25 protein-coding genes and 1 tRNA gene are annotated in these 26617 nt (G+C 69.7%); 15 read left to right on the top strand and 11 right to left on the bottom strand.

Going from position 1 to position 26617, the window contains the following annotated elements:
* From tmk to ABZS51_RS25720, 8 genes are all read left to right on the top strand, one after another.
* The coding region (gene tmk / locus ABZS51_RS25755) for a dTMP kinase (RefSeq protein ID WP_355445811.1) at positions 1 to 570 on the top strand (570 nt) is incomplete at its 5' end.
* 9 nt (positions 571 to 579) lie between these two features.
* Positions 580 to 1767 (top strand): DNA polymerase III subunit delta', encoded by a 1188-nt coding sequence (locus ABZS51_RS25750; RefSeq protein ID WP_355445808.1) that lies wholly within the window; start codon positions 580 to 582, stop codon positions 1765 to 1767.
* Between the two features lie 229 nt (positions 1768 to 1996).
* The gene (locus tag ABZS51_RS25745; RefSeq protein WP_355445805.1) at positions 1997 to 3025 is read left to right on the top strand and encodes a permease-like cell division protein FtsX; all 1029 of its coding nucleotides are present in this window, start codon (positions 1997 to 1999) and stop codon (positions 3023 to 3025) included.
* Positions 3026 to 3368: 343 nt separating this feature from the next.
* Positions 3369 to 3911: a SigE family RNA polymerase sigma factor gene (locus ABZS51_RS25740; RefSeq protein ID WP_355445802.1), complete on the top strand. Its 543-nt coding sequence runs from the start codon at positions 3369 to 3371 to the stop codon at positions 3909 to 3911.
* Positions 3908 to 4927: a permease-like cell division protein FtsX gene (locus tag ABZS51_RS25735; RefSeq protein WP_355445799.1), complete on the top strand. Its 1020-nt coding sequence runs from the start codon at positions 3908 to 3910 to the stop codon at positions 4925 to 4927. The genes ABZS51_RS25740 and ABZS51_RS25735 overlap by 4 nt, the downstream gene beginning before the upstream one ends.
* 95 nt (positions 4928 to 5022) lie before the next feature.
* Complete coding sequence (ricT, locus tag ABZS51_RS25730; protein WP_355445813.1) at positions 5023 to 5868, top strand: regulatory iron-sulfur-containing complex subunit RicT; 846 nt, start codon at positions 5023 to 5025, stop codon at positions 5866 to 5868.
* A gap of 105 nt (positions 5869 to 5973) precedes the next feature.
* Complete coding sequence (locus tag ABZS51_RS25725) at positions 5974 to 7422, top strand: alpha/beta hydrolase (RefSeq protein WP_355445797.1); 1449 nt, start codon at positions 5974 to 5976, stop codon at positions 7420 to 7422.
* A gap of 86 nt (positions 7423 to 7508) precedes the next feature.
* Positions 7509 to 7582: transfer RNA gene (locus ABZS51_RS25720), tRNA-Thr, on the top strand.
* 80 nt (positions 7583 to 7662) lie between these two features.
* Here ABZS51_RS25720 and ABZS51_RS25715 read toward each other — a convergent pair.
* The 5 genes from ABZS51_RS25715 to ABZS51_RS25695 all read right to left on the bottom strand — a co-directional run bounded on the left by ABZS51_RS25715 (position 7663) and on the right by ABZS51_RS25695 (position 11590).
* Complete coding sequence (locus ABZS51_RS25715; protein ID WP_355445795.1) at positions 7663 to 8268, bottom strand: GNAT family N-acetyltransferase; 606 nt, start codon at positions 8266 to 8268, stop codon at positions 7663 to 7665.
* Between the two features lie 184 nt (positions 8269 to 8452).
* Positions 8453 to 8761 carry a hypothetical protein gene (locus ABZS51_RS25710; RefSeq protein ID WP_355445792.1) on the bottom strand — a complete coding sequence of 103 codons (309 nt, stop codon included), beginning with the start codon at positions 8759 to 8761 and terminating at the stop codon, positions 8453 to 8455.
* Between the two features lie 123 nt (positions 8762 to 8884).
* Entirely contained in the window at positions 8885 to 9196 is a 312-nt protein-coding gene (locus tag ABZS51_RS25705; RefSeq protein WP_355445789.1) for a hypothetical protein, read from the bottom strand.
* 187 nt (positions 9197 to 9383) lie between these two features.
* Positions 9384 to 10565, bottom strand: coding sequence for an FAD-dependent oxidoreductase (locus ABZS51_RS25700; protein ID WP_355445787.1), 1182 nt, complete (start codon positions 10563 to 10565; stop codon positions 9384 to 9386).
* Between the two features lie 80 nt (positions 10566 to 10645).
* Positions 10646 to 11590 carry an RNA polymerase sigma-70 factor gene (locus ABZS51_RS25695; protein ID WP_355445784.1) on the bottom strand — a complete coding sequence of 315 codons (945 nt, stop codon included), beginning with the start codon at positions 11588 to 11590 and terminating at the stop codon, positions 10646 to 10648.
* Between the two features lie 268 nt (positions 11591 to 11858).
* Here ABZS51_RS25695 and ABZS51_RS25690 point away from each other — a divergent pair, with 268 nt between their 5' ends.
* The 4 genes from ABZS51_RS25690 (at position 11859) to ABZS51_RS25675 (ending at position 16599) form a co-directional block, all read left to right on the top strand.
* Positions 11859 to 12353 (top strand): SigE family RNA polymerase sigma factor, encoded by a 495-nt coding sequence (locus ABZS51_RS25690; RefSeq protein WP_355445781.1) that lies wholly within the window; start codon positions 11859 to 11861, stop codon positions 12351 to 12353.
* On the top strand, positions 12346 to 13578 hold the full coding sequence (locus ABZS51_RS25685) for a hypothetical protein (RefSeq protein WP_355445780.1): 1233 nt from the start codon (positions 12346 to 12348) through the stop codon (positions 13576 to 13578). Before ABZS51_RS25690 ends, ABZS51_RS25685 begins: the two co-directional genes overlap by 8 nt.
* Positions 13575 to 13952, top strand: coding sequence for a hypothetical protein (locus ABZS51_RS25680; protein WP_355445777.1), 378 nt, complete (start codon positions 13575 to 13577; stop codon positions 13950 to 13952). Before ABZS51_RS25685 ends, ABZS51_RS25680 begins: the two co-directional genes overlap by 4 nt.
* Before the next feature lie 910 nt (positions 13953 to 14862).
* Positions 14863 to 16599 carry a MinD/ParA family protein gene (locus ABZS51_RS25675; protein WP_355445774.1) on the top strand — a complete coding sequence of 579 codons (1737 nt, stop codon included), beginning with the start codon at positions 14863 to 14865 and terminating at the stop codon, positions 16597 to 16599.
* 344 nt (positions 16600 to 16943) lie between these two features.
* Here ABZS51_RS25675 and ABZS51_RS25670 read toward each other — a convergent pair whose 3' ends face one another.
* The 5 genes from ABZS51_RS25670 to ABZS51_RS25650 all read right to left on the bottom strand — a co-directional run bounded on the left by ABZS51_RS25670 (position 16944) and on the right by ABZS51_RS25650 (position 23253).
* Positions 16944 to 18656 carry an ABC transporter family substrate-binding protein gene (locus tag ABZS51_RS25670; RefSeq protein ID WP_355445771.1) on the bottom strand — a complete coding sequence of 571 codons (1713 nt, stop codon included), beginning with the start codon at positions 18654 to 18656 and terminating at the stop codon, positions 16944 to 16946.
* Positions 18653 to 20722: an ABC transporter ATP-binding protein gene (locus tag ABZS51_RS25665; RefSeq protein WP_355445768.1), complete on the bottom strand. Its 2070-nt coding sequence runs from the start codon at positions 20720 to 20722 to the stop codon at positions 18653 to 18655. Before ABZS51_RS25665 ends, ABZS51_RS25670 begins: the two co-directional genes overlap by 4 nt.
* Positions 20719 to 21558 carry an ABC transporter permease gene (locus ABZS51_RS25660; RefSeq protein ID WP_355445765.1) on the bottom strand — a complete coding sequence of 280 codons (840 nt, stop codon included), beginning with the start codon at positions 21556 to 21558 and terminating at the stop codon, positions 20719 to 20721. The genes ABZS51_RS25665 and ABZS51_RS25660 overlap by 4 nt, the downstream gene beginning before the upstream one ends.
* Positions 21559 to 22536, bottom strand: coding sequence for an ABC transporter permease (locus ABZS51_RS25655; RefSeq protein WP_310708001.1), 978 nt, complete (start codon positions 22534 to 22536; stop codon positions 21559 to 21561). It abuts the gene before it with no gap.
* Between the two features lie 357 nt (positions 22537 to 22893).
* Positions 22894 to 23253: a helix-turn-helix domain-containing protein gene (locus tag ABZS51_RS25650; protein ID WP_355445762.1), complete on the bottom strand. Its 360-nt coding sequence runs from the start codon at positions 23251 to 23253 to the stop codon at positions 22894 to 22896.
* A 102-nt stretch (positions 23254 to 23355) separates the two neighbouring features.
* Between ABZS51_RS25650 and ABZS51_RS25645 the strand changes: the two genes are divergently transcribed.
* Positions 23356 to 24006 carry an NAD(P)H-binding protein gene (locus tag ABZS51_RS25645; RefSeq protein ID WP_355445759.1) on the top strand — a complete coding sequence of 217 codons (651 nt, stop codon included), beginning with the start codon at positions 23356 to 23358 and terminating at the stop codon, positions 24004 to 24006.
* Here the strand turns inward: ABZS51_RS25645 and ABZS51_RS25640 are convergent.
* Entirely contained in the window at positions 24000 to 25124 is a 1125-nt protein-coding gene (locus ABZS51_RS25640) for an epoxide hydrolase family protein (RefSeq protein WP_355445756.1), read from the bottom strand. The two genes, ABZS51_RS25645 and ABZS51_RS25640, sit on opposite strands and share 7 nt — an antisense overlap.
* A 143-nt stretch (positions 25125 to 25267) precedes the next feature.
* On the opposite strand from ABZS51_RS25640, the gene ABZS51_RS25635 reads away from it, so the two are divergent.
* Positions 25268 to 25813, top strand: a complete 546-nt coding sequence (locus ABZS51_RS25635) for a DUF305 domain-containing protein (protein ID WP_355445753.1) — start codon at positions 25268 to 25270, stop codon at positions 25811 to 25813.
* 82 nt (positions 25814 to 25895) lie between these two features.
* Entirely contained in the window at positions 25896 to 26606 is a 711-nt protein-coding gene (locus ABZS51_RS25630; protein WP_310708006.1) for an FCD domain-containing protein, read from the top strand.
* The last annotated feature ends 11 nt before the right edge of the window (positions 26607 to 26617 follow it).

The following is a 26617-nucleotide window of genomic DNA, read 5'->3' as shown; positions in this document are numbered from 1 at the left end:
GTGCAGACGCGCGAGCCGGGCTCCACCAAGGTCGGCATGCGGCTGCGGGCGATCCTGCTCGACGCGGCCGAGCGTGGCCTGTCGCCGCGCGCCGAGGCGCTGTTGTACGCGGCGGACCGGGCCGAGCACGTCGAGAAGGTCATCCGGCCGGCCCTGCAGCGGGGCGCGATCGTGGTCTGCGACCGCTACGTCGACTCGTCGCTGGCCTACCAGGGCGCCGGCCGCTCGCTCGACCCGCAGGACGTGGCCAAGGTCAACGCCTGGGCCACCGGCGCGCTGGTGCCGCACCTGACCGTGCTCATCGACACGCCGCCCTCCGTCGGGCTGACCCGGCTGGGCGGCGCGGCCGACCGCATCGAGTCCGAGCCGCTGGACTTCCACGAGCGGGTCCGCAAGGAGTTCCGGGCGCTGGCCGCCGCCGACCCCGGGCGCTACTTCGTGGTGGACGGCACGCTTCCGCCCGAGCAGATCACCCGCGCCATCCAGGATCGGGTCCACGAGATCCTGCCCGACCCGGTGCCCCATGAGGCCGAGGACGTGACGGGCACGATGCCGGCCATCCGCGACTAGCCTTTGTCCGTGACAGTTTCCACCGGCGTCTTCGCCGACCTCGTCGGGCAGGACCAGGCCGTGGCCGTGCTCTCGCGGGCCGCCGCGGCGGCGGGCGAGGCGGTCGGCGGCGGGCGGGGCGCGGGCATGACGCACGCGTGGCTGTTCACCGGCCCGCCCGGCGCGGGCAGGGAGGACGCGGCGCGCGCGTTCGCGGCGGCGCTGCTGTGCCCCGACGGCGGCTGCGGCCACTGCGACCAGTGCCACCAGGTGCTGATCGGCTCCCACCCCGACCTGGAGTCCGTGCGCCCCGCCGGGTTGTCCTACAGCGTGAAGCAGACGCGGGAGCTGATCCTGCGGGCCGCCGGCGCGCCCACGCAGGGCAGGTGGCGGGTGATCCTGTTCGACGACGCCGACCGGGCCACCGAGTCCGCCGCGAACGCCCTGCTCAAGGCCATCGAGGAGCCGCCGCCGCGTACGGTGTGGCTGCTGTGCGCCCCGGCCCCCGACGACATGATGATCACCATCCGGTCGCGCTGCCGCCTGGTCACGCTGACGACTCCCGGCACCGAGGCGGTCGCGCACGTGCTGGCGACGCGCGACAGCGTGCCGTGGGAGACGGCCCGGTTCGCCGCCCGCGCCGCCCAGGGTCACATCAGCCGGGCCCGCGCCCTCGCCCTGGACGAGAACGTCCGCAGGCGGCGCGAGGCCGTGCTCGGCATCCCCCGGTCGCTCACGGGCGTGGGGGAGTGCGTGTCGGCCGCCGAGCGCCTGGTCAAGACCGCGGAGGAGGAGGCCGCGGCGGCCACGGCGACGCTCAACGAGGCGGAGACGACCGACCTGCGGCGCCTGTACGGCGAGGGGTCCACGGGCAAGGGGCTCAACCGGGGGCTGGTGCGGGGCGGCGCTGGCGCGCTGAAGGAGCTGGAGGACCGGCAGAAGTCGCGGGCCACGCGCATCAAACGCGACTCGCTGGACGCCGCGCTGCTGGAGCTGGTGTCGTTCTACCGTGACGTGCTGGCCATGCAGTTCGGGGCGGCGGTGGAGCTGGCCAACGACGACATCCGCTTCGACCTGGACCGCACCGCGCGGGAGTCGACACCGGAGGAGACGCTGCGGCGCATCGACGCGATCATGCGCTGCCGGGAGCGGCTGGAGGCCGCCGTCAACCCGCAGATCGCCATCGAGGCGATGATGCTGTCCCTCCGCGCAGCGTAAGATCACTATCTTCTACGGCAAGGCCAAGTTGCCCCACCCGCCGTCGTGGGTGGCCGTCTGTCACGGCCGGTCGTGAAGGCTCACGGGCTGCGCGCCGTGACGAGCGCGTAGCCGGCCGTCTTCTTCGGTTGGCGTCCACGTGGGCTCTAGCCGGCGGTTCTGCCGGCACAGCGAGGCTCACGATCGCGGGACGGGTGGCGGCTCTCGGCCGAACTCTTGAGGAGGCGTGGTGAACAGCCCTGTGGAAGACCGCCTGCGCGAGGCGTTCCTGGAAGGTGGAGCCGAGTCGGAGGCCGGTGCGCTGAGGCGGCTCGTGGTGCCGGACGGCCGGTGGATGCGTATGGGCATGAGGCTGGCAGTGGTCGCGGCGGCGGTCGTGGTCGCCGAGGCGGGGACCGTGTGGAACGTCACGGCGTCCCACGCCGACGAAAGAGCGGCTGTGGCGACTGCTCGGACACGGGTTCCCGTACGGGCCGATGTGTTGGTGTTTCTCTGCACGGGACGGGAGAAGGACCACGAGCTCTGTCATCGGCGGGCCGCCACCGAGGAGCAGAAGAAGGCTCTGGCCGCGTCCTTGCGCGAGGTGCCCGGAGTCGCCAAGGTGACCTTCGAGGACCGCAGAACCGCCTTTAAGCGCTTCCGCACGGCGTTCGCCGGCCAGTCGGACATCGTCTCCAAGGTGCGGGCGGCGGACGTACCGGAGTCCTACCAGGTAACGGTGCTCCCGGGTACAAAACTGGAGAGGGTGGTGGCAGCGGCGAAGAGGATGCCGCGCGTGGCTCTGGTTTCCGATCGGACCATGACGGACGGCTACAACCCGGCCCGCTTCAAGGGGGCGGACGACGTCACGGTGTTCCTCTGCGGCGCCTCGTCCCCGGAGCCCTCGTGCAAGAAATACGAGAGAAGCAAGACCTTGAAGCGCGGCAAGGGCGTCACCGCCGATGACAGGAAGAAGCTCGGGCGTGAGATCAAGGCGATGCCCGAGGTCAAGAAGGTCGACTTCGAGGACCAAGCCGAGGCATACGCCAGTTTCCGGAAGGAATTCGCCGACAACAAGGCTCTTCTGGCCGTCACGAGCGCGAGTGACATGCCTGAGTCGTTCCGGATCCAGCTCGAATCCGATACCGACTCCTCCAAGGTGGCCGCCACTCTGGAGAAGCGGCCGGGTGTTGCCCAGGCGATGGACATGAGGTGCTTCGCCGCCGGCACCAGACTCTCGACGGACCACGGGATCGAGCGAGAAGGCATCTGCGGCTGAACGCCTCGTCTCATCACCACGAGCGGGCCCGCGCACGTGGTGGGGCAACGGAACGCCGCATCGCCCCGAGGCTTTTACGGCACGGCCACGTTGCCCCACCCGCCGTCGTGGGTGGCCGTCTGTCACGGCCGGTCGTGAAGGCTCACGGGCTGCGCGCCGTGACGAGCGCATAGCCGGCCGTCTTCTTCGGTGTTCGATGCCCCTCGCGCCCACGTGAAGATCGCCCTCAGCGCCCCGTACGAGGGATAGCCCCGCGCGAAAATCACCCCTCAAGAAATCGCCTGTAGCCCCATCACCGTGAGCGGCAACAGGATCGGAGGCCCGAGCAGCAAACGAGCCCCCCATGCGTCTCTGTGATGTGGAAGTCGAACTGCTCTCCCAACGGGAGGCCCGGACCCGGGACCGCGTCGATGTCGCGGCGATCTTCGCCGAGCATCACGTGGGCCTCGTACGGCTGGCGCTGATCATGGTCGGTGACCAGGCGACCGCCGAAGACGTCGTCCAGGACGCCTTCGCCCGCACCCACGCGGGGCGATCCCGGCTGCGCGACCCCGACAAGGCGCTGGTCTACATCAGATCGGCGGTGCTCAACGGGTGCCGGTCGGTGCTGCGCAGACGCGCCACGGTGTTCCGGCGTGCCGTGCCGTACGAACCGCCGGTCTGGTCGGCGGAGAGCGCCGCCCTGGTCGGCGAGGAGCGCCGCCAGGTGCTGGTGGCCCTGACCGCGCTGCCGCCGAGGCAGCGCGAGGCGCTGACATTGCGCTACTACCTGGACCTCACCGACCAGGAGATCGCCGAAACCATGGGGATCAGCGGCGGTACGGCGAGGTCCACGATCGCGCGAGGGCTGGCGGCTCTCGGCCGAGCTCTTGAGGAGGCATCATGAACAGCCCTGTGGAAGACCGCCTGCGCGAGGCACTCACCGAGGCGGGGGCCAAGGTCGACACCGGCGCGCTGCGGCCGCTGGTGGTGCCGGATCGGCGCCGGTTCCGGGTGGACGTGCGGCTGGCCGCCGCGGCGGCGGTCGTGGTCGCGGGGGCGGCGACCGTCGCGGGGTTCACGGCCTCGGGCGGCGACCAGCAGCGGGCGAGCGTGGCGGCGGCCCCGAAGGCTCCTGAACGTGTCGTGTCGGTGTTCCTGTGCGGGGTGAAGGGAGACCCCTGCCAGGGAGGCGCCGCCACCGGGCAGCAGAAGGCCGACCTGGCGACGTCGTTGCGCAGGGTCCCCGGCGTCGCGCGGGTCTCCTTCGAGGACCGTAAGAGTGCATACGAACGCTTTCGTAAGGCGTACACAGGTCAGCGGAAGATTCTGGAAGCGGTGAAGGCGGAGCAGGTGGCCGAGTCCTACCGCGTCGTGTTGCGGCCAGGAGCGCAGCCGCAGCCGGTGTATGCGGCAGCGAAGGGGCTGCCAGGCGTGGCGCTGGTCTCCGACCTGCACATGATCGGGGGCCTTTCGGAGGACTCCCTCAAGCAGACGCCCGACGTCACAGTGTTCCTCTGTGAGCCGTTCTCCGACACTCCTCCGTGCAAGAGGTACGAGGCACGCAGCGACACCTCCGGAATCAGCATCGAGGACATCACGAAGCTCAACCGGACGATCATGGCGATGCCCAGGGTGCGGGAGGTTCGTTTCGAATCCCAGGTGGAGGCCTATCAAGAGTTCAAGCGCGCCTATGCCGACAACAAGACTCTTCTGGACGCCACCAAGGTGGAGGACATGCCCCAGTCGTTCCGTGTCTACCTCAAACCGGACGCCGATTCCACAAAGGTGGCAGCCGCCCTGGCACGTCAGCCGGGTGTCTCCCAAACGATGGACGGCAGGTGTCAGGTCCTCCGGGTCACGCTAGCAAGGGACTATGGGATCACCACTCTCAAGGACACCTGCAGCTACGCCGGCGGCTGACACCCCTCACCATGAGCGGGCTCGCGCACGTAGTGTGGCAACCGAAGGCCGTAAGACCCCCGAGGCCGACAGGAGGCGAGCCGCAGCCCATGGGCATGATCATGGCCGTGAGCTTCACACGCTACGGGAGGCTCTACTACCTCGATCCGGGTGGGCACACGCCCAAGGTGGGCGACAAGGTGCTGGTGCCCACCGACGCGGGCCCCGAGGTGGCCGAGTGCGTGTGGGCGCCGCAGTACGTGAGCGAGGACATCGACGGATTGCCGGTGTGCGCGGGCATCGCGGGGGAGGAGCAGCTCACCCGCGACGAGACCAACAAACGCCGCCGGGCCGAGACGCGCAGCGTGGCCAAACGGCTGATCAAGCGGCACGCGCTGCCGATGAAGGTCGTGGGCGTCGACTACCTCGACGAGGACAACGTCTTCACGGTCTACTTCTCGGCCCCGCACCGGGTCGACTTCCGCGCGCTCGTCCGCGACCTGGCCCGCAACCTGCGGGCCAGGGTGGAGCTGCGGCAGATCGGCCCGCGCGACGAGGCGCGTCTGCAGGGCGGGATCGGCCCCTGCGGTCGCGACCTGTGCTGTGCCACGTTCCTCAAGGACTTCGAGCCGGTGTCGGTGCGCATGGCCAAGGACCAGGACCTCCCGGTCAACCCGCTGCGCATCGCGGGGGCGTGCGGGCGGCTCATGTGCTGCCTGAAGTACGAGCACCCGCTGTACATGGAGACCCGGCAGCGGATGCCCCGGGTCGGCAGCCGGGTCAGCACTCCGCAGGGCGAGGGAAGCGTGGTGGGGCACAACGTCCCGTCCGACACGGTGACGGTCCGCCTCGACGACGGGGGCCGCCGCTGCGCCTGCCCGTCGGCCTCGGTCTGCTCCCCCCGCCAGCAGCACGAGAAGATGTACAGCCCGGAACCGGGCACGCCCGCTCAGGAATTGTGACCACACCATGGCCGTGCTCGGTACGCACACGGACCTCAGGCAAGAGGGAAGGGGAGGCCCGGGCGCAGCGCGACGGCGGCGATGTCGGGCGTAAGATCGCCACCCATGTGGTCCCGTGCCCTGGCCGTTCTCGCCGCGGTCGCGCTGCTGGCCACCGGCTGCACCCGGGAGGAGCGGCCGGGGCCCGGGAGCGGCGGCCTGGCCTGGTCCGGCTGCGGTGACGGGTTCCAGTGCGCGAAGCTCGCGGTGCCGCTCGACCACGCTGACCCGGGCGGTGAGCGGATCCAGATCAGCGTCATCCGGCTGCCCGCCACCGGCGACCGTATCGGGTCGCTGGTGCTCAACCCGGGCGGACCCGGCGGATCCGGCGTGGACTACGCCAGGGCGGCGCAGTCCGTGGTGAGCGCCGACGTACGGGCGAGATTCGACATCGTCGGGTTCGACCCGCGCGGCGTGGGGGCGTCCGCGCCGATCGAGTGCCTGGACGACGACCGCCTCGACGCGTTCCTGGCGCTGGACGCCACCCCGGACGACGTGGCGGAGGAGGCGGCCCTGGAGCGCGGGTCGCGGGAGTTCGCCGAGGGTTGCCGGGCCGGGGCGGGCAAGCTGCTCCAGCATGTGGGCACGGTGGACGCGGCCCGCGACATGGAGGCGCTGCGCGAGGCGCTGGGCGACGAGAAGCTGACGTACCTCGGCAAGTCCTACGGCACGTTCCTGGGGGCGGTGTACGCGGACCTGTTCCCGGGGCGGGTGCGGGCGCTGGTCCTGGACGGAGCGGTGGATCCCGCCCTGTCGAGGTTCCGGTTCAACACCGACCAGGCGGCCGGGTTCGAGGTCGCGTTCCGGGCGTACGTGAACGACTGCCTCTCCCGCGGCGACTGCCCGTTCCGGAGCCGCGACGCCGACGGCGCCCTCGACGAGCTCGCGGCGCTGCTCCGCCGTACGGACAGGCGGCCACTGCCCGGAGGTGACCGTGAGGTCACCGAGACGCTGGCCCTGCTCGGCGCGCTGACGCCGCTCTACAACCGCGGAAGCTGGCCCACGCTGACCGAGACGCTCACCCAGGCGATGAAGGGCGACGGCACGATGCTGCTCCAGAACGCCGACCTGCTCCTCGGCAGGGGACCCGACGGTTACTCGAACCAGACCGAGGCCAACATGGCCGTCAACTGCATCGACGGCGCGTACCCGAAGGACGTCGCCTCCTACGCGAAGGCCGCCGCCGGCCTGGCCCGGACGGCGCCCCGCTTCGGCCCGTACATCGCCTGGAGCTCCCTGCCCTGCGCGTACTGGCCGGCCCACCCCACGTTCCAGAACCAGCCGCTCGTGGCCAAGGGCGCACCACCGATCCTGGTGGTCGGCACCGAACGCGACCCGGCCACCCCTTACGCCTGGGCCCGGTCCCTGGCCGGCGAGCTGCGGTCGGGGGTCCTGCTCACGTACGAAGGGGACGGACACACGGCCTACTTCAGCGGTGACACGTGCGTGGACACGGCCGTGGACCGCTACCTGATCACCGGCACGCCTCCGAAGGACGGCACCACGTGCCCGTAGCGGGCGGGGTTACGGTGGAAGATCGCGGGCCGGGCGGGAGCGAATACCCCTCGGGCTCCTGTAGACTTCTTCACGCTGCACGGCACGCCGCCTTAGCTCAGTCGGCCAGAGCACTTCACTCGTAATGAAGGGGTCTGGGGTTCGAATCCCCAAGGCGGCTCCCAGCTCAAAGGCCCCTCGCGATGATCGCGGGGGGCCTTCTGCTAACACCCTTGCCAACACGCTCGTCCAGGTCGGCGGTCAGCGGTCAGGCAGCGTGGGATGGGGAGCATCGGGAACGATGCCATGCATGTCGTTGGTGAGGGCCCATCGGTCATGGCCGCGCCACGCACCATCGATGAACAGGAGATCAGGGGAGTAACCCTCGTAGCGGAAGCCGTGGCGTTTGACCAGCTTGATGGATGCCTGGTTCTCGGGTCTGATCTGTGCTTCCAGCCGATGCAGCCGTAGCTCGTCGAACGCGTGGCGCAGCACCAGGCCAAGACCTTCTGACATGTATCCGCGGCCGGCATGGGGCGCGAAGGAAGCGTAGCCCAGCGAGCCGTTCTGGAAGCGTCCGCGAATGATGCTGTTGATGTTGACATTGCCTGCGATGGCGCCGGTGTCGCGCAGACAGATCAGTAAGCCTTCGGCGGATCGCCCCTCGTCGAATCGACCAAGGAACGCCTGGAACGCCGCCGGGGTCGCGGGCAGGTTCAGGCCGACGCCGGCACGGACCCGTTCAAGAAACTCGTCTTGATCGTGGCTGGTGATGCGGCGCAAGACCACGCGAGGTGAGCGCCCCAGGTCGACTCTGGGCGCCCCGGCAGTTTGCCTGTTCTCCTCAGTCCCGCCGCTTGCGATCACGGACGGAACGATATCGCGCGCCGGCACTTCGCCTATGGGTGTCGGCCTGCCGGCGGGACCTGACTCGATGTTCGCCGCCGTCGGGATGCCAAGCGTGCGTTGAGGCCCACTGCGGCGCTTGTTGCAGAAGGCCGCAACAAGGGGCTCTCACTGACAGCCGTCCTGCAGCGTCTTCGCGAAGACGTCAGCCGCAGCAGTCTCTGCCGAGCGGATCACGTGGGCAGACGCGCAGAGTGATCGCGGGGTCGGCGTGGCAGAGTGAGCCGCGACGGCGTGGTCGAGGACGGCCGGCCAGGAGCAGCGGGGTCGCGTAAACGCGGCGCAGGTCGTGCAGGTGGTGCAGGTGGTGCAGGTGGTGCAGGTGGTGCAGGTGGTGCAGGCGGATCATCGGTAGTGGGTCGGTGGCGGTCCCGTTGTGGGCCTCGATGAGCTTGCGTGGCAGGCCGGTGACGGTGGTGGGGTGGATCGGGCCGCCACGAGCAGTCGTGAACACCGTGTCGTCATTGCCCTTCCAGGAGTCGCCGACGCGGGTCTTGTCGGCTTCCTGCGCCTTCTGATGCTCGCGGAGTACGGGCGCCGGTGTAGGCGGCCAGGTGGAAGAAGGCGTGGAGCGGTGTCAACGGGCCGGCGAGAGGAACGTGCGGAGCTGGGCAGCCGTCCAGATCGTTCCGGGTTTGTCGATGTTCGCCCGTGGGCGCTCGGCCTTCTCCACGGGCGAGCTGCTGATGTATTCGTGGACGAGTACGACGTCGCGGAAGGCGCGACGGAGGATCGCACGGGTGTGGGTGACCGTTGAGACCGGCGTGAGCGCCTTGGACGGGCGGCCTTCCTTGCCGCGCGGGACTGAGCAGAAGTCCACCATGTTCCACTTCACCAGGTCATGGGTCGTCTCACGCTTCACGGACCGGTCGAGGTATGACCTGATCATGCGCCAGCCGCTTGTCCACATCCTGTGCACCGAGTTCGTGGAGCTTCCGCTCGCCCGGAGGCGGCATGACGTGGACGCGGCACGTGATCTGCACTGCTCGCATCAGCGGCACGGCACGCCCGAGCAGTTCGTTCGTACGCAGCGGCCGGGCGAACGGGCAACCACGCTCGCCCGGCAACGCTCTTCGTCATGACCGGGTGAGGGGTCGGGTCTCCACTGCGCCGGTGACCGCGAGGTGGCGGCGGCGGCTCGGCATCATCATGGTCGGGTGGTAGATGCTCCAGGCCGCGCTGGCGCAGATCATCTCCTTGATGCGGGCGGCGGTCCGGCCCGTGAAGACGGTGGACGTGACCTGGTCGTCGGGGGTCACGCGCTGGATGATTCCATCGCGGCGTCCGAGGCTGATGCACTGCAAGGAGTAGCCGATCGTGGTCTCGGGAACCTTGCGACCGGTCAGGCGCGCGGCGATGACGTCGGCTGCCAGCCACGCCATCGGGTTCGCCGAGGCGCAGGACATACGCAGCGGCTTGCCACCTGCTCCTTCGGCGAGCGCGGCGTCGCCGACGGCGTACACATCGGGGTGCGAGACCGACCGCATGCCGGCGTCGACGACGATCCGGCCTGTGCCGTCCACCTCAAGGGTGGTGGCGGCCGCGATCGGGTGCACGCTGAAACCCGCGGTCCACACGGTCACCTGGGCCCGGATCTTTCGGTCCGCACCGGTGACCACGCCGTCCGCTTCGACGCGCGTGATGTCGGCATGGTCGTGGACCGTGATGCCGAGCCGGTCCAAGGCGCCGCGCAGGTGGTGCTGGGCCTTGTCGCTGAGCCAGCCGCCGACGCGGCCGCGGGCGGCGATCGCGACCTCAAGGTCCGGGTGGGCTTCGGCGATCTCGGTGGCTGCCTCGATGCCGGTCAGGCCGCCGCCCACGATCAGCACGGTCTCACCGGGCTTCGCCTCGCTCAGGCGCGCCCGCAGTCGGAGAGCGGCCTGCTTGCCGGCCACGTTGTGGGTGTGCTCCGCGACACCAGGGACGCCGTGTTCGGCGGCGGCGCTGCCGAGGGCGTACACGAGGGTGTCATAGGCGAGGGTCTCACCGCCGAGGTCGACGGTCTTGCCTTCCACGTCGACAGCGGTGACCCGCGCGGTCCGGAGCTGTACGCCGTTGCCCGCGCAGAGGTCGCGCAGGGGGCGAGGCCGCAGATCCTGCCCGCTCGCGAGCTGGTGCATGCGCACCCTTTCGACGAACTCCGGGTCGCCGTTGACCAGGATGATCTCGACGTCGTCGCGGTGCAGCCGCTTGGCGAGGCGGCCGGCGGTGTTGGCTCCGGCGTACCCGGCTCCCAGGACGACGATGCGGTGCTTCATGGCTGGCTCCTATCTGGTTGCTTGCACCTCCTGAACAGGACAGGCGCGCGATCCCTGACAGGTAACGAGTGTGATCTGGGTCACCAATGCGCCACCAGCGCGCGATGGGGTCCAGCGGCCGCCCACTGGCGCGCGATGCGCTGCAGCTTGTCGGGGTTGACCTGGATGTGGACCGAGGCGAGGCCGTCGGGGGTCGCATCGAGGCAGAGCACGCCGATGACCTGCTCGTCGACCTCGACCAGCACGGCAGGACCGCCGTTGACGACGACGGCGTAGAAGGCGGGGCTGCCACTGACCAGGGCGCGCTTGGCATCGCTCGGCTGGAACACAGCACGCAGGTACTTCGCGATGTCCATCGCCCCGAGGACCGGGGTCCTGCGGGCATGAACCTTGCCGCCGCCGTCGGCCATGCTGACCGCGTCGTCGGTGAGCAGCCGGATCAGTGGCTTGGTGTCGCCGCTGAGGGCCGCGGCGAGAAACTCCTCGACGATCCTCCGGGCGGCGCCCGCATCGATCTCCGTGCGGGATCGTTCGACCGCCAGATGCTGCCTGGCGCGCCGGTAGATCTGCTGGCAGTTCGACTCGGTGATGTCCAGGATCTCGCTGATCTCGCGGTGCCCGTACCCGAACGCCTCGCGCAGCACATACACCACGCGCTCATTGGGGGACAGCCGCTCCATCAGGGTGAGCATCGCCATGGAGACCGACTCACGCTGCTCGAAAGTGTCGGCCGGGCCGAGCATCCGATCGCCGTCCAGCACCGGCTCAGGGAGCCACTGCCCCACGTAGGTCTCCCGCCTGGCCCGCGCCGAGGTGAGCTGGTTGAGGCAGAGATTGGTGAGCACCTTCGTCAGCCACGCTTCGGGCGTCTCGATCCGTTCCCGGTCAGCCGCATGCCAGCGCAGGTACGTGTCCTGCACCGCGTCCTCCGCATCACCGGCCGATCCCAGCAGCCGGTAGGCGATCGCCTCCAAACGGCCCCTTGAGCTCTCGAACAGATCGGCCTCGTGCATGCGGAGCGACATTGCCCCATGATCGGGCATAAGCGCAGGCCGCGTCCACATTTGTCCACCGTGATTCGGTGGCGGCGGGCGGTCTCGGTGTCGGACAGGCGGCGGGCGGCGTCCAGCACGATCCGCGCGTGATCCCGGAGGAGTACCGCGCCGGAGTCGTCTTGGCCAAGGGCAGGGTCGGGCCCCGAGTAGGCGCCGGGGTGACGCCGGGCCGCGGTATTTTCCGCGGGTCACTCAACCATTCGGCGGGCTGCCGTGTCCTGGGAGGCTGGAGGTACGAGTGGACGACCCGACGTTTGAGAGTTTCGCGGCGCAGCGGCTGCCGGCGCTCTACCGCTACGCCATGGTCCTGACCCAGAACAGGCACGACGCCGAGGACCTGGTGCAGGAGGCGCTCACCCGTACCGGTCTCCGGTGGCACGCGATCAGGCGCAAGGACGACCCGGAAGGGTACGTCCGCACGGCCATGGTCCGCATCATGGCCAATCGCTGGCGGCGGCCCAAGCGCGAGGTGAGCATGGCGGCTCCGCCCGAGGCCATGGCGGAGGACCTGGAGCTGCAGCGCCTCCTTGACGACGACGGCCTGCGCTCCAGGGTCGCCGCGTTACCTCCGCGCATGCGAGCCGTGCTGGTGCTGCGTTACGTCGAGGCCCGTGGCGACGAGGAGATCGCCCGGTTGCTCGGCTGCAGCCGCGGGACCGTCAAGAGCCAGGCTTCGCGGGGGCTCGCCCGACTGCGTGAGGCCGTCAAGACCGAGGAGATCGAGCATGGATGACCTGGAGCGCCGCCTCGCCGCCCTGCTCAGCGAGCCGTCCGCGGACGATCCGCCGCCCGGCCTGGCCGATCGGATCCACCGGGCCGTGGCCACGCGCCGCAGGAACCGGCGGGCGCTGGTGCTGGCCGCCGCGGCCGGGGCGACGGCCGTGCTGGTCGCCGTGCCCCTGGCCGTACGCGGCGGGAACGGTGACGCCACGGCGACGGCGAGGCTGAGCCCGGCCCCCGCATCGACCCCGGCGTCGATCAGTGATCGGACCGCCTCCTCCGAGCCGACCGTGACCGTGACGCCGACTCCGGACCAGGTGAACCTCACCGCCCCTGCCGGCGTCCTCCTCGAGAAGGCCCTGCGCGAGCTCATGAACGTGACCAGCGTCGTGGACGTCGGGGGCCGTACCGAGCGGGGCGAGCGGTTCGTGCCCGCGGCGCTGGGCAGCGACGGGACGGTCCTCGGCTCGACGCCCGACGGGCAGGTGGCGGAGGTGGGCGCGAGCGGCGGCACGCCCAGGGAGCTCGGCTTCGCGGCGCGGTCGGGGCTGGGGACGGCCACGGGCTTCCGTACCTGGACGGAGGGCTCGGCGGCCGACCAGCGGTGCCGCACGGCGGACGGGACCACGCGCACGATCAGCCCGCAGGGCACGGACCCCCGCGCGCAGGTCTGGGTGGACGGCGGCGTGATCGTCGGCAGCGACGTCATGCGGCAGCCCTGGGTGGCCAAGGGCTGCGCGGGGGTGGGCACGGTCGTCAGGGACGGGAACCCGTCCAGCGGAGAGGCTGTGGCGTTCTCCTACCCCTACCTGTTCACCGCCGAGGCGGCGAACGACAAGGTGCTGCGCATCGTCGACGTCGAGACGGGGAGGGTGGCGGCCGAGCATCCGCTGCCGGAGGGGGTCCGCGCGCAGAGCATGGCCGAGCCGGACCAGGAGTGGTACGCGGCGGCGTCCGGGAAGTGGTTCGCCTGGGTGGCCGGCGACACGCTGCGGTGGGTGCCGCGTGACTCCTGGGGACCGGTGTCCGAGCTGCCCGGAGTTCCGACGCCGGAGAAGGGCGTCTCACCGTGGATGACGGCGGGCAACCGGCTCGTCACGTACAACACCGGGGCCTACTCGCTCCTGCTCGACCCGGTCACCGGCCGGCGCTCCAAGAGCCCGGACGTCATGCTGGCGGCGGGCGACTGGCTGCTGTGGAGGAACGGCGACGGCTACCGCCTGGCCAACCTCCGTTGAGGTCTCCCACGGGCGTCCTGCTGCTGCTCGTCGCGACCCCGTCGGCCGTGAACCTGGCCGGCGGGGGCCCCATCTGGATCTGGACGCCGTCGCTGCCCGCGCCCCTGCTGCGCCTGGTCGCGGAGGCGGGGCTGCTGGACGCCTGGCTGGTCGCCGACCTGCTCGCCGCCGTGGGGATACTCGGCGGGCTCGCGGTGGCGGCCACGGCCGCGCGGGACCTGGCCGTGGCCGCGACACTGCTCGCCCTGGTGGCCGCCGTCAGCCTCGCCGCCGCGGCGGCGGCCGGGGCCTGGCTCCCCCTGGTGTACGCCCTCGCCTACACGGCCGGGCTCATGCTGGTGCTGCGGGCCGGCAACCACCGGCGAGGCGGGTAGCAATCCGGGAACGCGAGGACCCGGGATCAACGGGGCCTCTCAGCTGGGAGCCGCCGCCCCGGCAGTTTGCCTGTTTTCCTCACCCCGCCGCCCTCAATCACCGACGGAACGATATCGCGTGACGGCACTCGGCCTAGGGGCGTTGGCCTGCCGGCGGGGCATGGCTCGATGTTCGCCGCCGTCGGGATGCCATCCAGGCGTACGTTGAGGCCCACTGCGGTACTTGTCGCAGAAAGCCGCAGCAAGGGCTCTTACTGACAGCCGTTCTGCAGCGTCTTCACGAAGACGTCACCCGCAGCAGTCTCTGCCGAGCGGATCGCGTGGGCGTAGACGCGCGGAGTGATCGCGGGGTCGGCCTGGCCGAGGCGGGCCGCGATCATCCAGGAGGGCCTTTCGTAGGCGAGGCGGCGAAGAAATCCCCACCGTCCTGGCCGGACGGATCCCTCCGCTACAGCTCCTCGTGCGGGCCCTGTACCGGATGGAGATCGACGGCGGCGGCCTCGAACGCCGTCGCTCACCGGATCGAGGCTCGATGGGCGACGCGTCAGAGTCTGGTTGCTGGCCGGTGCTGGCCGGTCCGGGGGTCGATGACCCGCTTCGGTGGAAGAAGCACCACGCGAACCCGGGCTTGAGTTCTTAGAGATCGCTCGTGGATCGTCGACAACGTTGAAGATGACTTGACCAGCCGCGCCGCGTAACCGACCCCACCCCGCGGAATAAACCCCGAAGAAAACGCACAAACAGCCCGAGGCGCCCAGAAGTGTCATGGGGGGCCTTATGGGCGTGCGGCAGCGAAAATGGCAGTCCTTGGCCGACGGTTGAAGCGCGGGGCTTTCTTACTTTGCGAACTCGTGTGCAGTGCATATTCAGCCGATGAAGCAGGGCCCGAAGCGCGGAAAGGAAATATGCAATGGCTGACCAAGAAAATCGGCGAGACGCGAGTTTGCTCGGGGAAGAAGATTATCACCTTCTTTTGGAAGCGGTACGCCTCGTTCCCGGACTCGAGACTGCGGCGCAGTTCACCAAGCTGGCGATGCGGAATCTCACGTTCCCGCTGAATTCCCCCGAAGACTTGCGGCCATTGTTCGATGGGGCGGAAGGCGTCGTCTCCGGCGCTAAGCAGCAGATCCCGCTGTCGCGCCTGTACCAGTATCTCCCCACTCAGATGTTCCCGATCGCCAGTTCGCAGGAACTCATCAGTATCGCGCTCAAGCCGGGCCCTCGTCCGGACACGGCGGAGACACCCGACCGTGACGGGTCAGGCGCGTTCGTCGAACGCGACGCCCGCGCGGTTCATAAGGACACCGCCGGCGAGCCGTACGAGCAGTTCCATGCGGAGGGTGAAGCTGCGGGACCCTCGACCGAGCGCTTCGAACGCGAACTCATTCCGTTCCGAGAGCTGGGCACGGAAGCCACGGAGGACATCGACGGCCTCGACGATGGCGACGGCCGGTCCGGGTACGGTAACCCGAACGGAGGCGGGGAGCACGGCGCGCACCCCGCCCTCCATGCCGCCGCTCAGTTCGAGACCGATGAGGCAGTCCGGCAGGGTTCCGAGCAGCACATGCAAGCCGTCGACAGCAGCGATCTTCCCGCGCCGGACCAGGACGACGTGAACAAGCCGGAGTGGGTGCCCCAGCCCGTACAGGACGGACCTCAGGAGCCGGCCTCGCGGTCCACCTTCAGCCGGCCGCCGACGTCCGGCCAGCGCGCGACGTCGGCTGAGGAACTCGACGCCACATCACTGCTCAAGAGCCGAAGCACCGCGCCGAGGAGAGGCTGGCGCAAGCTCGTCTACAAAGTGTCGGGGGGGTTGATCAAGCCGGTTGAGTCCGCTGAGGCACGGCATCGTCGCGAGCTCATCTCCCGTGCCCGTACCCCGGTCGCCACGGGTCACCATCGGGTGGCCGTGCTCAGCCTGAAGGGCGGTGTCGGAAAGACCACCACCTCGTTCGGCCTCGGCGCCACGCTGGCCCAGGTGCGCGGCGACAGGGTGATCGCGGTCGACGCCAATCCCGATCGCGGGACCCTCTCGGACAAGGTCCAGCTCGAAACCCCCGCCACGGTACGCGATCTGCTCCATGAGCGCGAGCAGATCAAGCGCTACGTCGACATCCGTACCCTCACCTCGCAGGCCCCGTCGCGCCTGGAGATCCTCGCCTCCGACCGTGATCCTTCGGTGTCAGAGGCATTCACCGCGTCCGACTACCAAGCGGTGGCGGAGGTACTCGAGCAGTTCTACTCGATCTGCATCACCGACTGCGGCACCGGCCTGCTGCACTCGGCCATGTCCGGTGTCCTGGGCCTTGCCGACCAGTTGGTCCTGGTCACGTCGCCGGCGGTGGACTGCGCCCGCGCCACGTCCGCGACGCTCGACTGGCTGATAACCCATCACCACGAGAGGCTGGTCCGCTCCGCCACGGTGGTGCTGTGCAGTGTCCGTCCCCGGTCGAAGTCCACCGTGGACCTGGACCAGCTGGAGTCCCACTTCGCGGCGCGCTGCCGCGCGGTGGTCCGCATCCCGTACGACCCCCACCTCGAAGAGGGAGCGGAGATCGACCTCGAAAAGCTGCACACCCGAACGCGGGAGTCGTTCCTACTCCTGGCCGCGTCGGTGGGTGACGGTTTCGTCGGTCCGCAGTCCTGAACGCGCCGGGTGTCCCGCCGGACACGTCGCGCCCGTTACGCCAAAGCCTGCCGGTCGTCGGGATTGACCCGGACGACTCGGCAGGCACGAGCGGGTCAGTCGGCCGGGCCGAACCCGGCCTCCAGCACTTCCATGAACAGGCCGATCGGGTCGTTCCAGTCGCCGTTGACGTAGTGGACGACCATGCGCTGCCCGTCGCGCGTGCCGTACGCGAAGGAGAACGAGCCGTGGCCGAGCGCTGGAGGCAGGTTCTCTCTGGTGACGGACCCACGGACAACCCCCGGAAACGGGATGACCCCGGCCGCCGAAGCGGGCCGGGGTCGTCGCGTGCCGTTCGAGACGGATCAGCCGGTGAAGCCGATGGTGGTGTAATCCAGTGACTGGTAGCCCTTGGCGCCCCAGTTCGCCAGGGTCTTCTTGGTCGCCTGGATGTCGGGGCGCTGGTACAGCGGGATCGTGTGCACCATGTCCCAGATCAGCTTGTCGGCGGCGTTGCCCTTCTCGATGGCCTTGGCCGGGTCCATCTCGCCCACGGCGGCGTCGATGGCGGCGTCGAGGGTCGGGTCGCTGCCCTTCGGGAAGTTGCTCTCGGAGCCGGTCTTGTAGATCTGCGGCAGGGAGCCGATGGGCAGCGGCGTGCCGATCCACGAGAACGGAACCAGGTCGAAGTCGCCCTTGATGATGTAGTCGGTGAAGAACTTGTCATCGGGGACCGGGCGGATCGTCAGCTTGATCCCGGCCTCCTTGAGCATGGCCTGGGTGAGCTCGCCCTCCGTCTTGGCGTACGGCAGGCCCGCCGGGACGGTGAAGCTCAGCGCGAACTCCTTGCCGTCCTTCTTGCGGTAGTCGCCCTCCTGCTTCCAGCCGGCCGCGTCGAGCAGCTGCTTGGCCTTGTCCAGGTTGTACTTGCCGAGGTCGCCGGAGTTGTCGACGTAGCCCTTGTGGTTGTTCATGAAGACGTGGTTGCCGAGCGTCTGCAGCGGCCAGTCCATGTCCTTGAGGTCGGACTGGGTGATCACGTCACGGTTGATCGCGTACGCGACGGCCTGGCGGACCGACTTGTCCTTCAGGAACGCGCTCTGGTTGTTGACCGTGATGTGCCGCCAGTTCGGGCTGAGCGCCTTGCGGATGTCCACGTTCGGGACTTCCTTGGCCCGCTTGAGGTCGGCGGGGCTGCCCGGCGGGATCTCCACGCCGTCGAGCTCGCCGTTGGCGAAGGCGTTGACCTGCGCGGCGGGCGTCTCGATGGTGCGGAAAATGATCTTTTCGAGCTTGGGCTTCCTGCCCCACCACTTGTCGTCGCGGACGACGGTGAGGGTCTTGGTGCCCTCGTCGATCTTCTCGACCTTGAAGGGCCCGCCGGTGACCGGGATCTTCTGCAGGTAGTTCTTCTCCTCGGCCTCCGGCGTCTCGTTGGCCGAGGCGGGGTAGAGGTGTGGCCCGCGCGAGAGCAGGCCCTTCCAGTCCGGGTACTGCTTGGCGAAGGTCATGACGGCGACCTTGTCCGAGGAGCCCTTGGTGACGGACTCGATCCGGTCCCAGCCGTCGGTGGAGGCCGGCTTGTACTTCTTGTTCTTGCCGTTGTTGGCCTTCCACATGGCCTCGACGTCCTTCCACCCCATCGGGGTGCCGTCGGACCACGTGGCCTTCTCGTTGAAGGTCCAGGTGACGACCTGCTTGCCGGAGGACGTGTCCAGCTTTACGTCGCTCAGGTAGTCCGGGTTCGGCGTGAAGTTCGCCTCGGAGTCGGACACCATCGGCTGTGGCATGATCGTATCGAGCATGTCGGTGGTGTCGATCTGGTTGCCGTCGACGTGGCTGCCGTTCCACTGGCTCGGCCACTGTCCGACCGCGAGGGTCAGGGTGCCGCCGTCCTTGACCTGCTCGTAGGGAACCGGGTTGATGCTGATGGCCGGGGTCTCGGCCATCTGCTTCTGAGCTTGCTGCGACTGCTCGGCGTTCGGCTTCTTGGCGTCGCCGCCGCTGCCGCCGCCGCAGGCCGCGACGGCCATGGCGAGGAGCGCAAGTCCCGCTGCCGCCCGGTATCCAACCTTCACTGTTCCTCCTGGTGTTCCGAGGCCGTGATGACCTCGATCTCCTCCGCGAAATGGCAGGCGGCGCCGTGATCCTTGGCGCTCGCGAGCCGGGCAACCGAGGGCTCCTCGTCCACACACCGCCGCTGCTCCGCCTCGCTCAGGCGGGCGAACTTCGGGCAGCGGGTGCGGAACCGGCATCCCGACGGGGGATCGGCCGGGCTGGGCAGGTCGCCTTCGAGCAGGATCCGCTTGCGGCTGCGCTCCAACTCGGGGTCGGGCAGCGGGATCGCCGAGAGCAGCGCCTGCGTGTAGGGGTGGGCGGGCCGGTCGTAGACGTTCTCGACGGCGCCGATCTCGGCGATCCGTCCCAGGTACATGACCGCGACCCGGTCGGCGAGGTGCCGCACCACGGCCAGGTCGTGCGCCACGAACAGGTACGACAGCCCGAGCCGGTTCTTCAGCTCCTCCAGCAGGTTGATGACGCCGGCCTGGATGGAGACGTCGAGCGCGGAGACCGGCTCGTCCAGCACGATGAGCTTGGGCTCCAGCGCGAGGGCGCGGGCGATGCCGATGCGCTGCCGCTGACCGCCGGAGAACTGCTGCGGGTAGCGCTGGGCGTGGTCGGGCGCCAGCCCGACGAGCTCCAGCAGCTCCGCGACGCGCTGGGACACGTTCTTGCGCCCGTGGGCGCGCAGCGGCTCGGCGATGATGTCGCCGACCGGCATGCGCGGGTCGAGCGCGGCCATCGGGTCCTGGAAGACGATCTGGAGGTCGCCGCGGAGCGCCTTGCGCGCGGACTTGTCCAGCGTCGAGCTGTCCTTGCCCAGGACGACGACCCGGCCGCGCTGCGGGGCCGCCAGCTGCATGATCTGTTGCAGGGTGGTCGTCTTGCCGCAGCCCGACTCGCCGACCAGGGCCAGCGTCTCGCCCTCGGCGATGTCGAAGCTGATGCCGTCCACGGCGTGGACGGTGCCGACACGGCGCTTGAACACCGCGCCCTTCATCAGCGGGTAGTGCCGGATGAGGTCGTCGAGCTCCAGGACGGTCGCTCGCTGCTCGCGCGGCACGCGCGCCACGTCGCTCGGCGGGATGACCGGCACGGGGAAGACGTCGGCGCCGGTCATGCCCTTGTGCTCGATCTCGCGCGAGCGGATGCAGGCCACGTGCCGCCCGCCGCCGATCGCGGTGAGCGGCGGCTCCTCGTCGTCGCACGCGTCGATGTGCATGGGGCAGCGCGGCGCGAACGGGCAGCCGGGCGGCAGCGCCGCCGGCGAGGGCGGGTTGCCCTCGATGGGGACGAGCGTGTCCTGCTCGCCGTCGACACGGGGGATCGACGCGAGCAGGCCCATCGTGTACGGCATGCGCGGCCGGTAGTAGATGTCGTCCACGACGCCCTGCTCGACGGGCCGGCCCGCGTACATGACGAGCACCCGGTCGGCCATGCCCGCGATGACGCCCAGGTCGTGGGTGATCATCACGATGCCGGCGCCCGTCTCGGCCTGGGCGGTCTTGAGCACCTCCAGGACCTGCGCCTGGATCGTGACGTCGAGGGCCGTGGTGGGCTCGTCGCAGATGAGCAGGTCGGGGTCGTTGGCGATGGCCATGGCGATCATCGCGCGCTGCCGCATGCCGCCGGAGAACTCGTGCGGGAACGCCTTGGCCCGCACGGCCGGATGCGGGATGCCGACCAGGTCGAGCAGCTCGACGGCGCGCTTGGCGGCCTTGTCCTTGCCCAGCTTCTGGTGGACCCGGACGGCCTCGGCGATCTGGTCGCCGATCGTGTAGACGGGGGTGAACGCCGAGAGCGGGTCCTGGAAGATCATGCTGATGGCCTTGCCGCGGACCCGGGTCAGCTCGCCCTCGCCCATGCCGAGCAGCTCCTGGCCGTGCAGCTTGACCGAGCCGCTGACGACGGCGTTCTGCGGCAGCAGGCCCATGACGGCCAGCGAGGTCACGGACTTGCCGGAGCCTGACTCGCCGACGATGCCGAGCACCTCGCCGCGGGCGACGTCGTAGCTGACGCCGCGCACGGCCTGGATCTCGCCGGGGAAGGTGACGGTGAGGTCGCGGACCTCCAAGATGCTCATGAGTTGCTCCCGGGATCGAGCGCGTCGCGCAGTCCGTCGCCGATCAGGTTGATGCTGAGCACCAGGAGCACCAGCAGGCCGGCGGGGAAGGCGAACAGCCAGGGGTAGCCGGTGGCGTTGCGGGCGCCCTCGGCGATGAGGGTGCCGAGCGACACGTCGGGCGGCTGGATGCCGAAGCCGAAGAACGACAGGGCGGCCTCACCGATGACGGCGCCGCTGACGTTGAGCGTGGCGTCGATGATCAGCAGGGACGACAGGTTGGGCACGATGTGCCGCAGGATGATCTTCCAGCGGGGGATGCCCATGTAGAGCGCGGCCTGGACGTACTCCCGCTCGCGCAGCGAGAGCGTCATGCTGCGCACGACCCTGGAGGTGATCATCCAGGCGAACGCCGCCAGCAGCACCACGAACCAGAGCCACGAGGCGCCCCGGAGCCGGGGGGAGATGATGGCGATGATGAGGAAGCTGGGCAGGACGAGGAGCAGGTCCACGCCCCACATCAGCACCTTGTCCAGCCAGCCACCGAAATATCCGGCGAAGGCGCCGACCAGCGCGGCCAGGCCCGTGGCGAACAGCGCGACCAGCAGGCCGATGACGATCGACTTCTGCATGCCGCGCAGCGTCACCGCGTACATGTCCTGGCCGATCGAGGTGGTGCCCCACCAGTGGTCGGACGAGGGCCCGGACATGAAGGCCAGGAAGTCCTTGTCCGTCCAGTCGTAGGCGCCGACGTAGGGGCCGAGGTAGGCCAGCGCGATGAGCAGGATCAGGGCGATGCCGCCATAGCGGGCCTGCCGATTGCGCAGGAGCCGCCGGAGTACGACCTTGGAACGCACCTAGCTCACCCGCACCCGAGGATCGAGGGCCGCCACCAGCAGGTCCGACAGGAACGCGGCGAACAGCACGCAGACCGCGGTGAACAGGCTCACCGCGGCGACGGAGTTGACGTCGTTCTGGTTGATCGCGTCGATCAGCCAGGCGCCCATGCCGTGCCAGGAGAAGATCTTCTCGGTGAAGATCGCCCCGGTGAGCATGGTGCCGAACGCGAACGCGAAGTACGTGGCCGACGGGATCAGCGCGGTCCGCAGCGCGTGCTTGAACAGCGCCGTCCTGCGCCTCAGCCCCTTGGCCATGGCCGTGCGGACGAAGTCCTGGTTCAGCACGTCGAGCATCATGTTGCGCTGGATGCGGCTGTAGAAGGCGACCGAGCCGAGCGTGAGCGAGATGGTCGGCAGGATCAGGTGGTTCAGCCGGTTGAGGAACAGGTCCAGGCCCGCCAGCCTCGGGTTGTACTCGCCGGTGTACTCGATCAGCGTGAAGCCGAGCCCGCGGTTCAGGCTGTACGTGGCGATCGCCAGCAGCGTGGCCAGCAGGAACACCGGGATCGCCATGACCACGAACGAGCTGACGCCGATGGCCCGGTCGCTGAATCTGTACTGCCGCACGGCGGAGTAGGCCCCCACCCCGACCCCCAGCGCGAACCCGAGCAGCGTGCCGATGAGCAGCAGCCGCAGGCTCACCATGATCCGGCGGCCCATCTCCTCGTTGACCGAGCCGCCGTTCCAGGTCTTGCCGAAGTCGCCGGTCACGACGCCTCCGGCCCAGGTCAGGTACCGCTCGAAGACCGGGGTCTTGTCGTTGAGGTTGTAGGCGTCGAGGGTCGCGTCGATGACCTCCTCGGCGACCGGCGGCTGGCGGCCCTCGTACGCGCCACGAGGGTTCATGGTCGTGGCGGCGAGCATGTACGCCAGACTGGCCGCCAGGGCAATCAAGATCAGATTGGTTGCCAGCCGGCGGAGCAGGAACTTGCCCATTTCCCTCCGTACGCCGTGCACGGGGGTCGAAGTCCGAGCCGGAGGGCCCCCGCAACGAAAAGCTGTCGTGCGCCACTGGGCCCACTAGATGTGGGGACGACACGCAAGCCGCAGAATATCCACGCAAACCTCGCACTTAGCAAAACGTCGGCATAACAGTCAGGTCACTACACAAAGTCGCGACATGATCTCTCTGCGCCGGGAAGCGCCGTGAGCTGCGGCGAAGCGCCGTTTGATGGTTCTTTCCTGGGCCCGCGAGGGAGGTGAGTGTCACAAAATCCGGACAAACCTGACGGCGACGCAGAGTAAGCGGAACGTTGACGAACGCCTACCTTGCGAGGCTGTGAGGACGCTCGGTCAGGCCAGATGGCGATCGCGGGCGTCGAGGAGCGTCGCCATGTGCTCCTGTGCCCAGGAGCACATCGCCGCCATCGGCTCCAGCACGGTACGGCCGAACGGGGTCAGCTCGTACTCGACGCGGGGCGGGATCTCGGCGTACGCGGTGCGCGTGACGAGCCCGTCGCGCTCCATCGCCCGCAGCGTCGCGGTCAGCACCTTGGGCGTGATGCCGCGCAGCGGCACCTGCAGCTCGGAGAAGCGGCGGGGACCGTCCTCCAGGCATCGGATGATCTTACCGGTCCACTTGTCGCCGATCTGGATCAGCGGCGTGACGTTCGCGCACTGGGCGAACATGTCCGGATGGAGGGCGTCGGTCACTTTGCCGAGCGTACGTAACTATCGTTGCGGGAACCAAGGGGGCGGCCGTTAACGTCCGCACAGCGCCGATGACCCGATCGGCCTGTGCGAACGGAGAGTGCCATGAGCGAGATCGTCGTGTTCGGCGCGGGTGGCCGCGCGGGGCGGGCCACGGTGGCCGAGGCGGCCGGTCGGGGCCATCGGGTCACCGCGGTGGTCCGCGACCCGGCCCGCCACCCCGACCTCGGCGGTGACGGTGTGACGGTGGTCGCCGGCGACGTCACCCGTGCGGAGGATGTCGCGCGGCTGGCGGCGGGCCACGACGCGGCCGTGAACGCCGCGATCCGCCTCGACGTGCCGTCGGTGGAGTTCCTCCCGGCCGCGACCGTCGCGCTGATCGACGGCCTGACCCGGGCCGGAGTGAAGCGGGTGGTGCTGGTCGGCATCGGCAGCACGCTGGAGAGCGCCCCCGGCGAGCTCGTCCTCGACGCGCCCGGCTTCCCGGCGGAGTACCGGGCGTTCGCGCTCGGTCACCTCGCCGCGGTGGAGGCGCTGCGCGACGCCGACCCCGCCCTGGACTGGGTGGTGCTCGCCCCGCCGCCCACCATGCTGGACCCCGACGCCCCGCGCACCGGGCAGTACCGGATCGGCGGCTCGGCGGTGCTCCCCGACGCGGGTGAGCGGCTGTTCGCGTACGCCGATCTGGCGGTGGCGCTGGTCGACGAGGTCGAGAACCCCCGGTACCACCGCGCGCTGACGGCCGTCGGTTACTGAAGGGCCCGTGCGAAGGCCCGGACGTCCTCGACCAGGAGGTCCGGCGCCTGCAGGGAGGCGAAGTGACCGCCCCGGTCGTACTCGGTCCACCTGACGATCGCGTACTGCCGCTCGGCGAGCGTGCGGATGGTGCTGTCGCCGGGGAAGAGCGCGACGGCGGTCGGCGCCTCCGGGCGCGGGCCGCCGCCGAAGGCCGCGCCGGCCTCCTTGTAGAGGCGCATCGACGACCCGGCGGTGCGGGTCAGCCAGAACGTGGTGACGTTCGTCAGGATCGCGTCGCGGTCGACCGGGGTCTGCACGGCGCGGGCGGGGTCGTAGTCGACGAACCATTCGAGGTTCCAGGCGAGCAGGCCGAGGGGCGAGTCGGTGAGGGCGTAGGCGAGGGTCTGCGGCCGGGTCGACTGGATGGTGGCGTACCCGGACCGCTCGCGCCACTTCTCGGCGGTGGCCCGGGCCTTGGCCAGCTCCTCCTGGGTGAGTCCGGACGTTCCAGGGGCGGGCGTGGAGGCGGTCACCATGGCGTTGAGGTGGACGCCCATGACGTGCTCGGGCGCGACCCTGGCCACCTCGGGGGAGATCAGGGACCCGAAGTCGCCGCCCTGCACGATGTAGCGGTCATAGCCGAGCCGGCGCATCAGCTCGGCCCAGGCGCGGGCGATCCGGGTGACGTCCCAGCCGCGCTCGCGGGTGGGGCCGGAGAAGCCGAAGCCGGGCAGGGAGGGCAGCACCAGGTGGAAGGCGGGCGCGCCGCCCTGGCCGGGCTCGGTCAGCGGGCGGACGATGTCCAGGAAGTCGGCGACGGTGCTCGGCCAGCCGTGGGTGACGAGCAGCGGCACGGCCTCCGGGTCGGGGGAGCGTACGTGGACGAAGTGGACGTTGTGCCCGTCGATCTCGGTGGTGTACTGCGGCAGCTCGTTCAGCCGCCGCTCCTGCCTCCGCCAGTCGTACCCGTCACGCCAGTACCCGGCCAGCTCCCGCAGGTGGCCGGGGGCGACGCCGTAGTCCCAGTCGGCGTCCGGGAGCTCGTCGGGCCAGCGGGCCGCGTCGAGCCGGCGCGCGAGCTCGTCGAGGCCGGACTGGGGGACGTCGATGCGGAACGGCGTCAGGTCGTGGTCCATGGCGCCGAGGTTAGGAGGGAACGCGGCTGATTCTCTTCCGCATTGCGCGCGTACCTCGGACGGGCCTTGTCACCGGCTGGCTGCGATGGTCAACTCTAAGGAAGCTTTACTTATTTATTCCCCCGTTCCCAGGGAGCGCACAGATGAGGAGCCTGGCCTCGGCGCTCGCCCCGCTGCTCGCCGCGCTCGTCGTGCTGGGCCCCGCGGGCTGCGGGAGCGCGCCGCCCGCCGGTGACCCGGTGAACGCCCAGGACGTGATGTTCACGCAGATGATGATCCCGCATCACCGGCAGGGCATCGAGATCGCCAGGCTGGGCGCCGCCCGCGGCCGGACGCCGGAGCTGCGCACGCTGGCGTCGGCGGTCGCGGCCACGCAGCAGGACGAGGTCGAGATGATGCTGCGCTGGCTGCACGCCTGGGAGCAGCCGCTCGCCGCGCCCTCCGGGGCGCACGACTATCACGGCGGGCTGCCCGAGACCGACCGCCGGCAGATCGCGGCGCTGGAGGGGTCGCGCGCGTTCGAGCGGGACTTCCTCACCCTGCTCATCGCCCACCAGGACGACGCGGTCCGGATGGCCGGGGTGGAGGTGGCCGGTGGGGCGGACCCCGAGGTCAAGCGCTGGGCCGAGCGGGTGAGCGAGTCCCGCCGGGCCCAGATCGCCCAGATGAGGGACCTGCTCCGCCGCTGACCCGGTTCGCGAAGTCACGGCGTGGGTACGAAGCGAAAATCCTCATAGACTCCAGTGCCGTTAAGTGATTAGATCACTTGATATGTCCGAGGTTGTGCGGCCGACCCTGTCCGACGCTCTGACCGAGCGCATGCTGGAGCTCATCCACACCGGCGGGCTCCGGCCGGGCGACCGGCTGCCTTCGACCAGGGAGCTGTCCCAGCGCTTCGCCGTCACCACCCCGACACTGCGTGAGGCGCTTCGCAGGCTTGAGGCCACCGGGGCCGTCGAGATGCGGCACGGCTCCGGCATCTACGTCGGAGCCGACATCGAGCGGGTCGTCCTGCCCAACCCCAACATGCGCGAGCTGGACGGCGAGCAGCTCGTGGAGCTGCTCGGCGCCCGCGTCGTCATCGAGCCGCCGCTGGCCGCCATGGCGGCCCGGCGGGCGGCGAGCGGTCGCGGCGGCCAGCTGGCCGTGCTGGAGCGCGTGCTGGACGAGGCCGCCCGGCATCTGCGCGGTGAGGACGCCGAGCTGCACGAGACCAACATGACCTTCCACCGGGCGACCGCGCGGCTGGCCGGCAACAGCGTGCTGCACGAGGTCGTCGACTCGCTGCTCACGGTCCACGGGGCCGAGCAGCGGGCGATCCTGCAGATCTTCGACGACCGCCGCCGGGACTACGAGGAGCACCGGGCGATCCTGGAGGCCATCGTCGCCGGCGACGCCGCGGCGGCCGAGGAGCGCATGCGGGCCCACCTCGTCGACGTCAAGACCGTAGTTGAGCAGAGGTTGCACCACCCCCCCAAGTGAAACAAGGAGGC

Source organism: Nonomuraea sp. NPDC005501 (assembly GCF_040605905.1).
Classification (GTDB): domain Bacteria; phylum Actinomycetota; class Actinomycetes; order Streptosporangiales; family Streptosporangiaceae; genus Nonomuraea.
The sequence above is the reverse complement of the archived record's forward strand: the minus strand, read 5'-3'. Positions and strand labels throughout refer to the sequence as shown.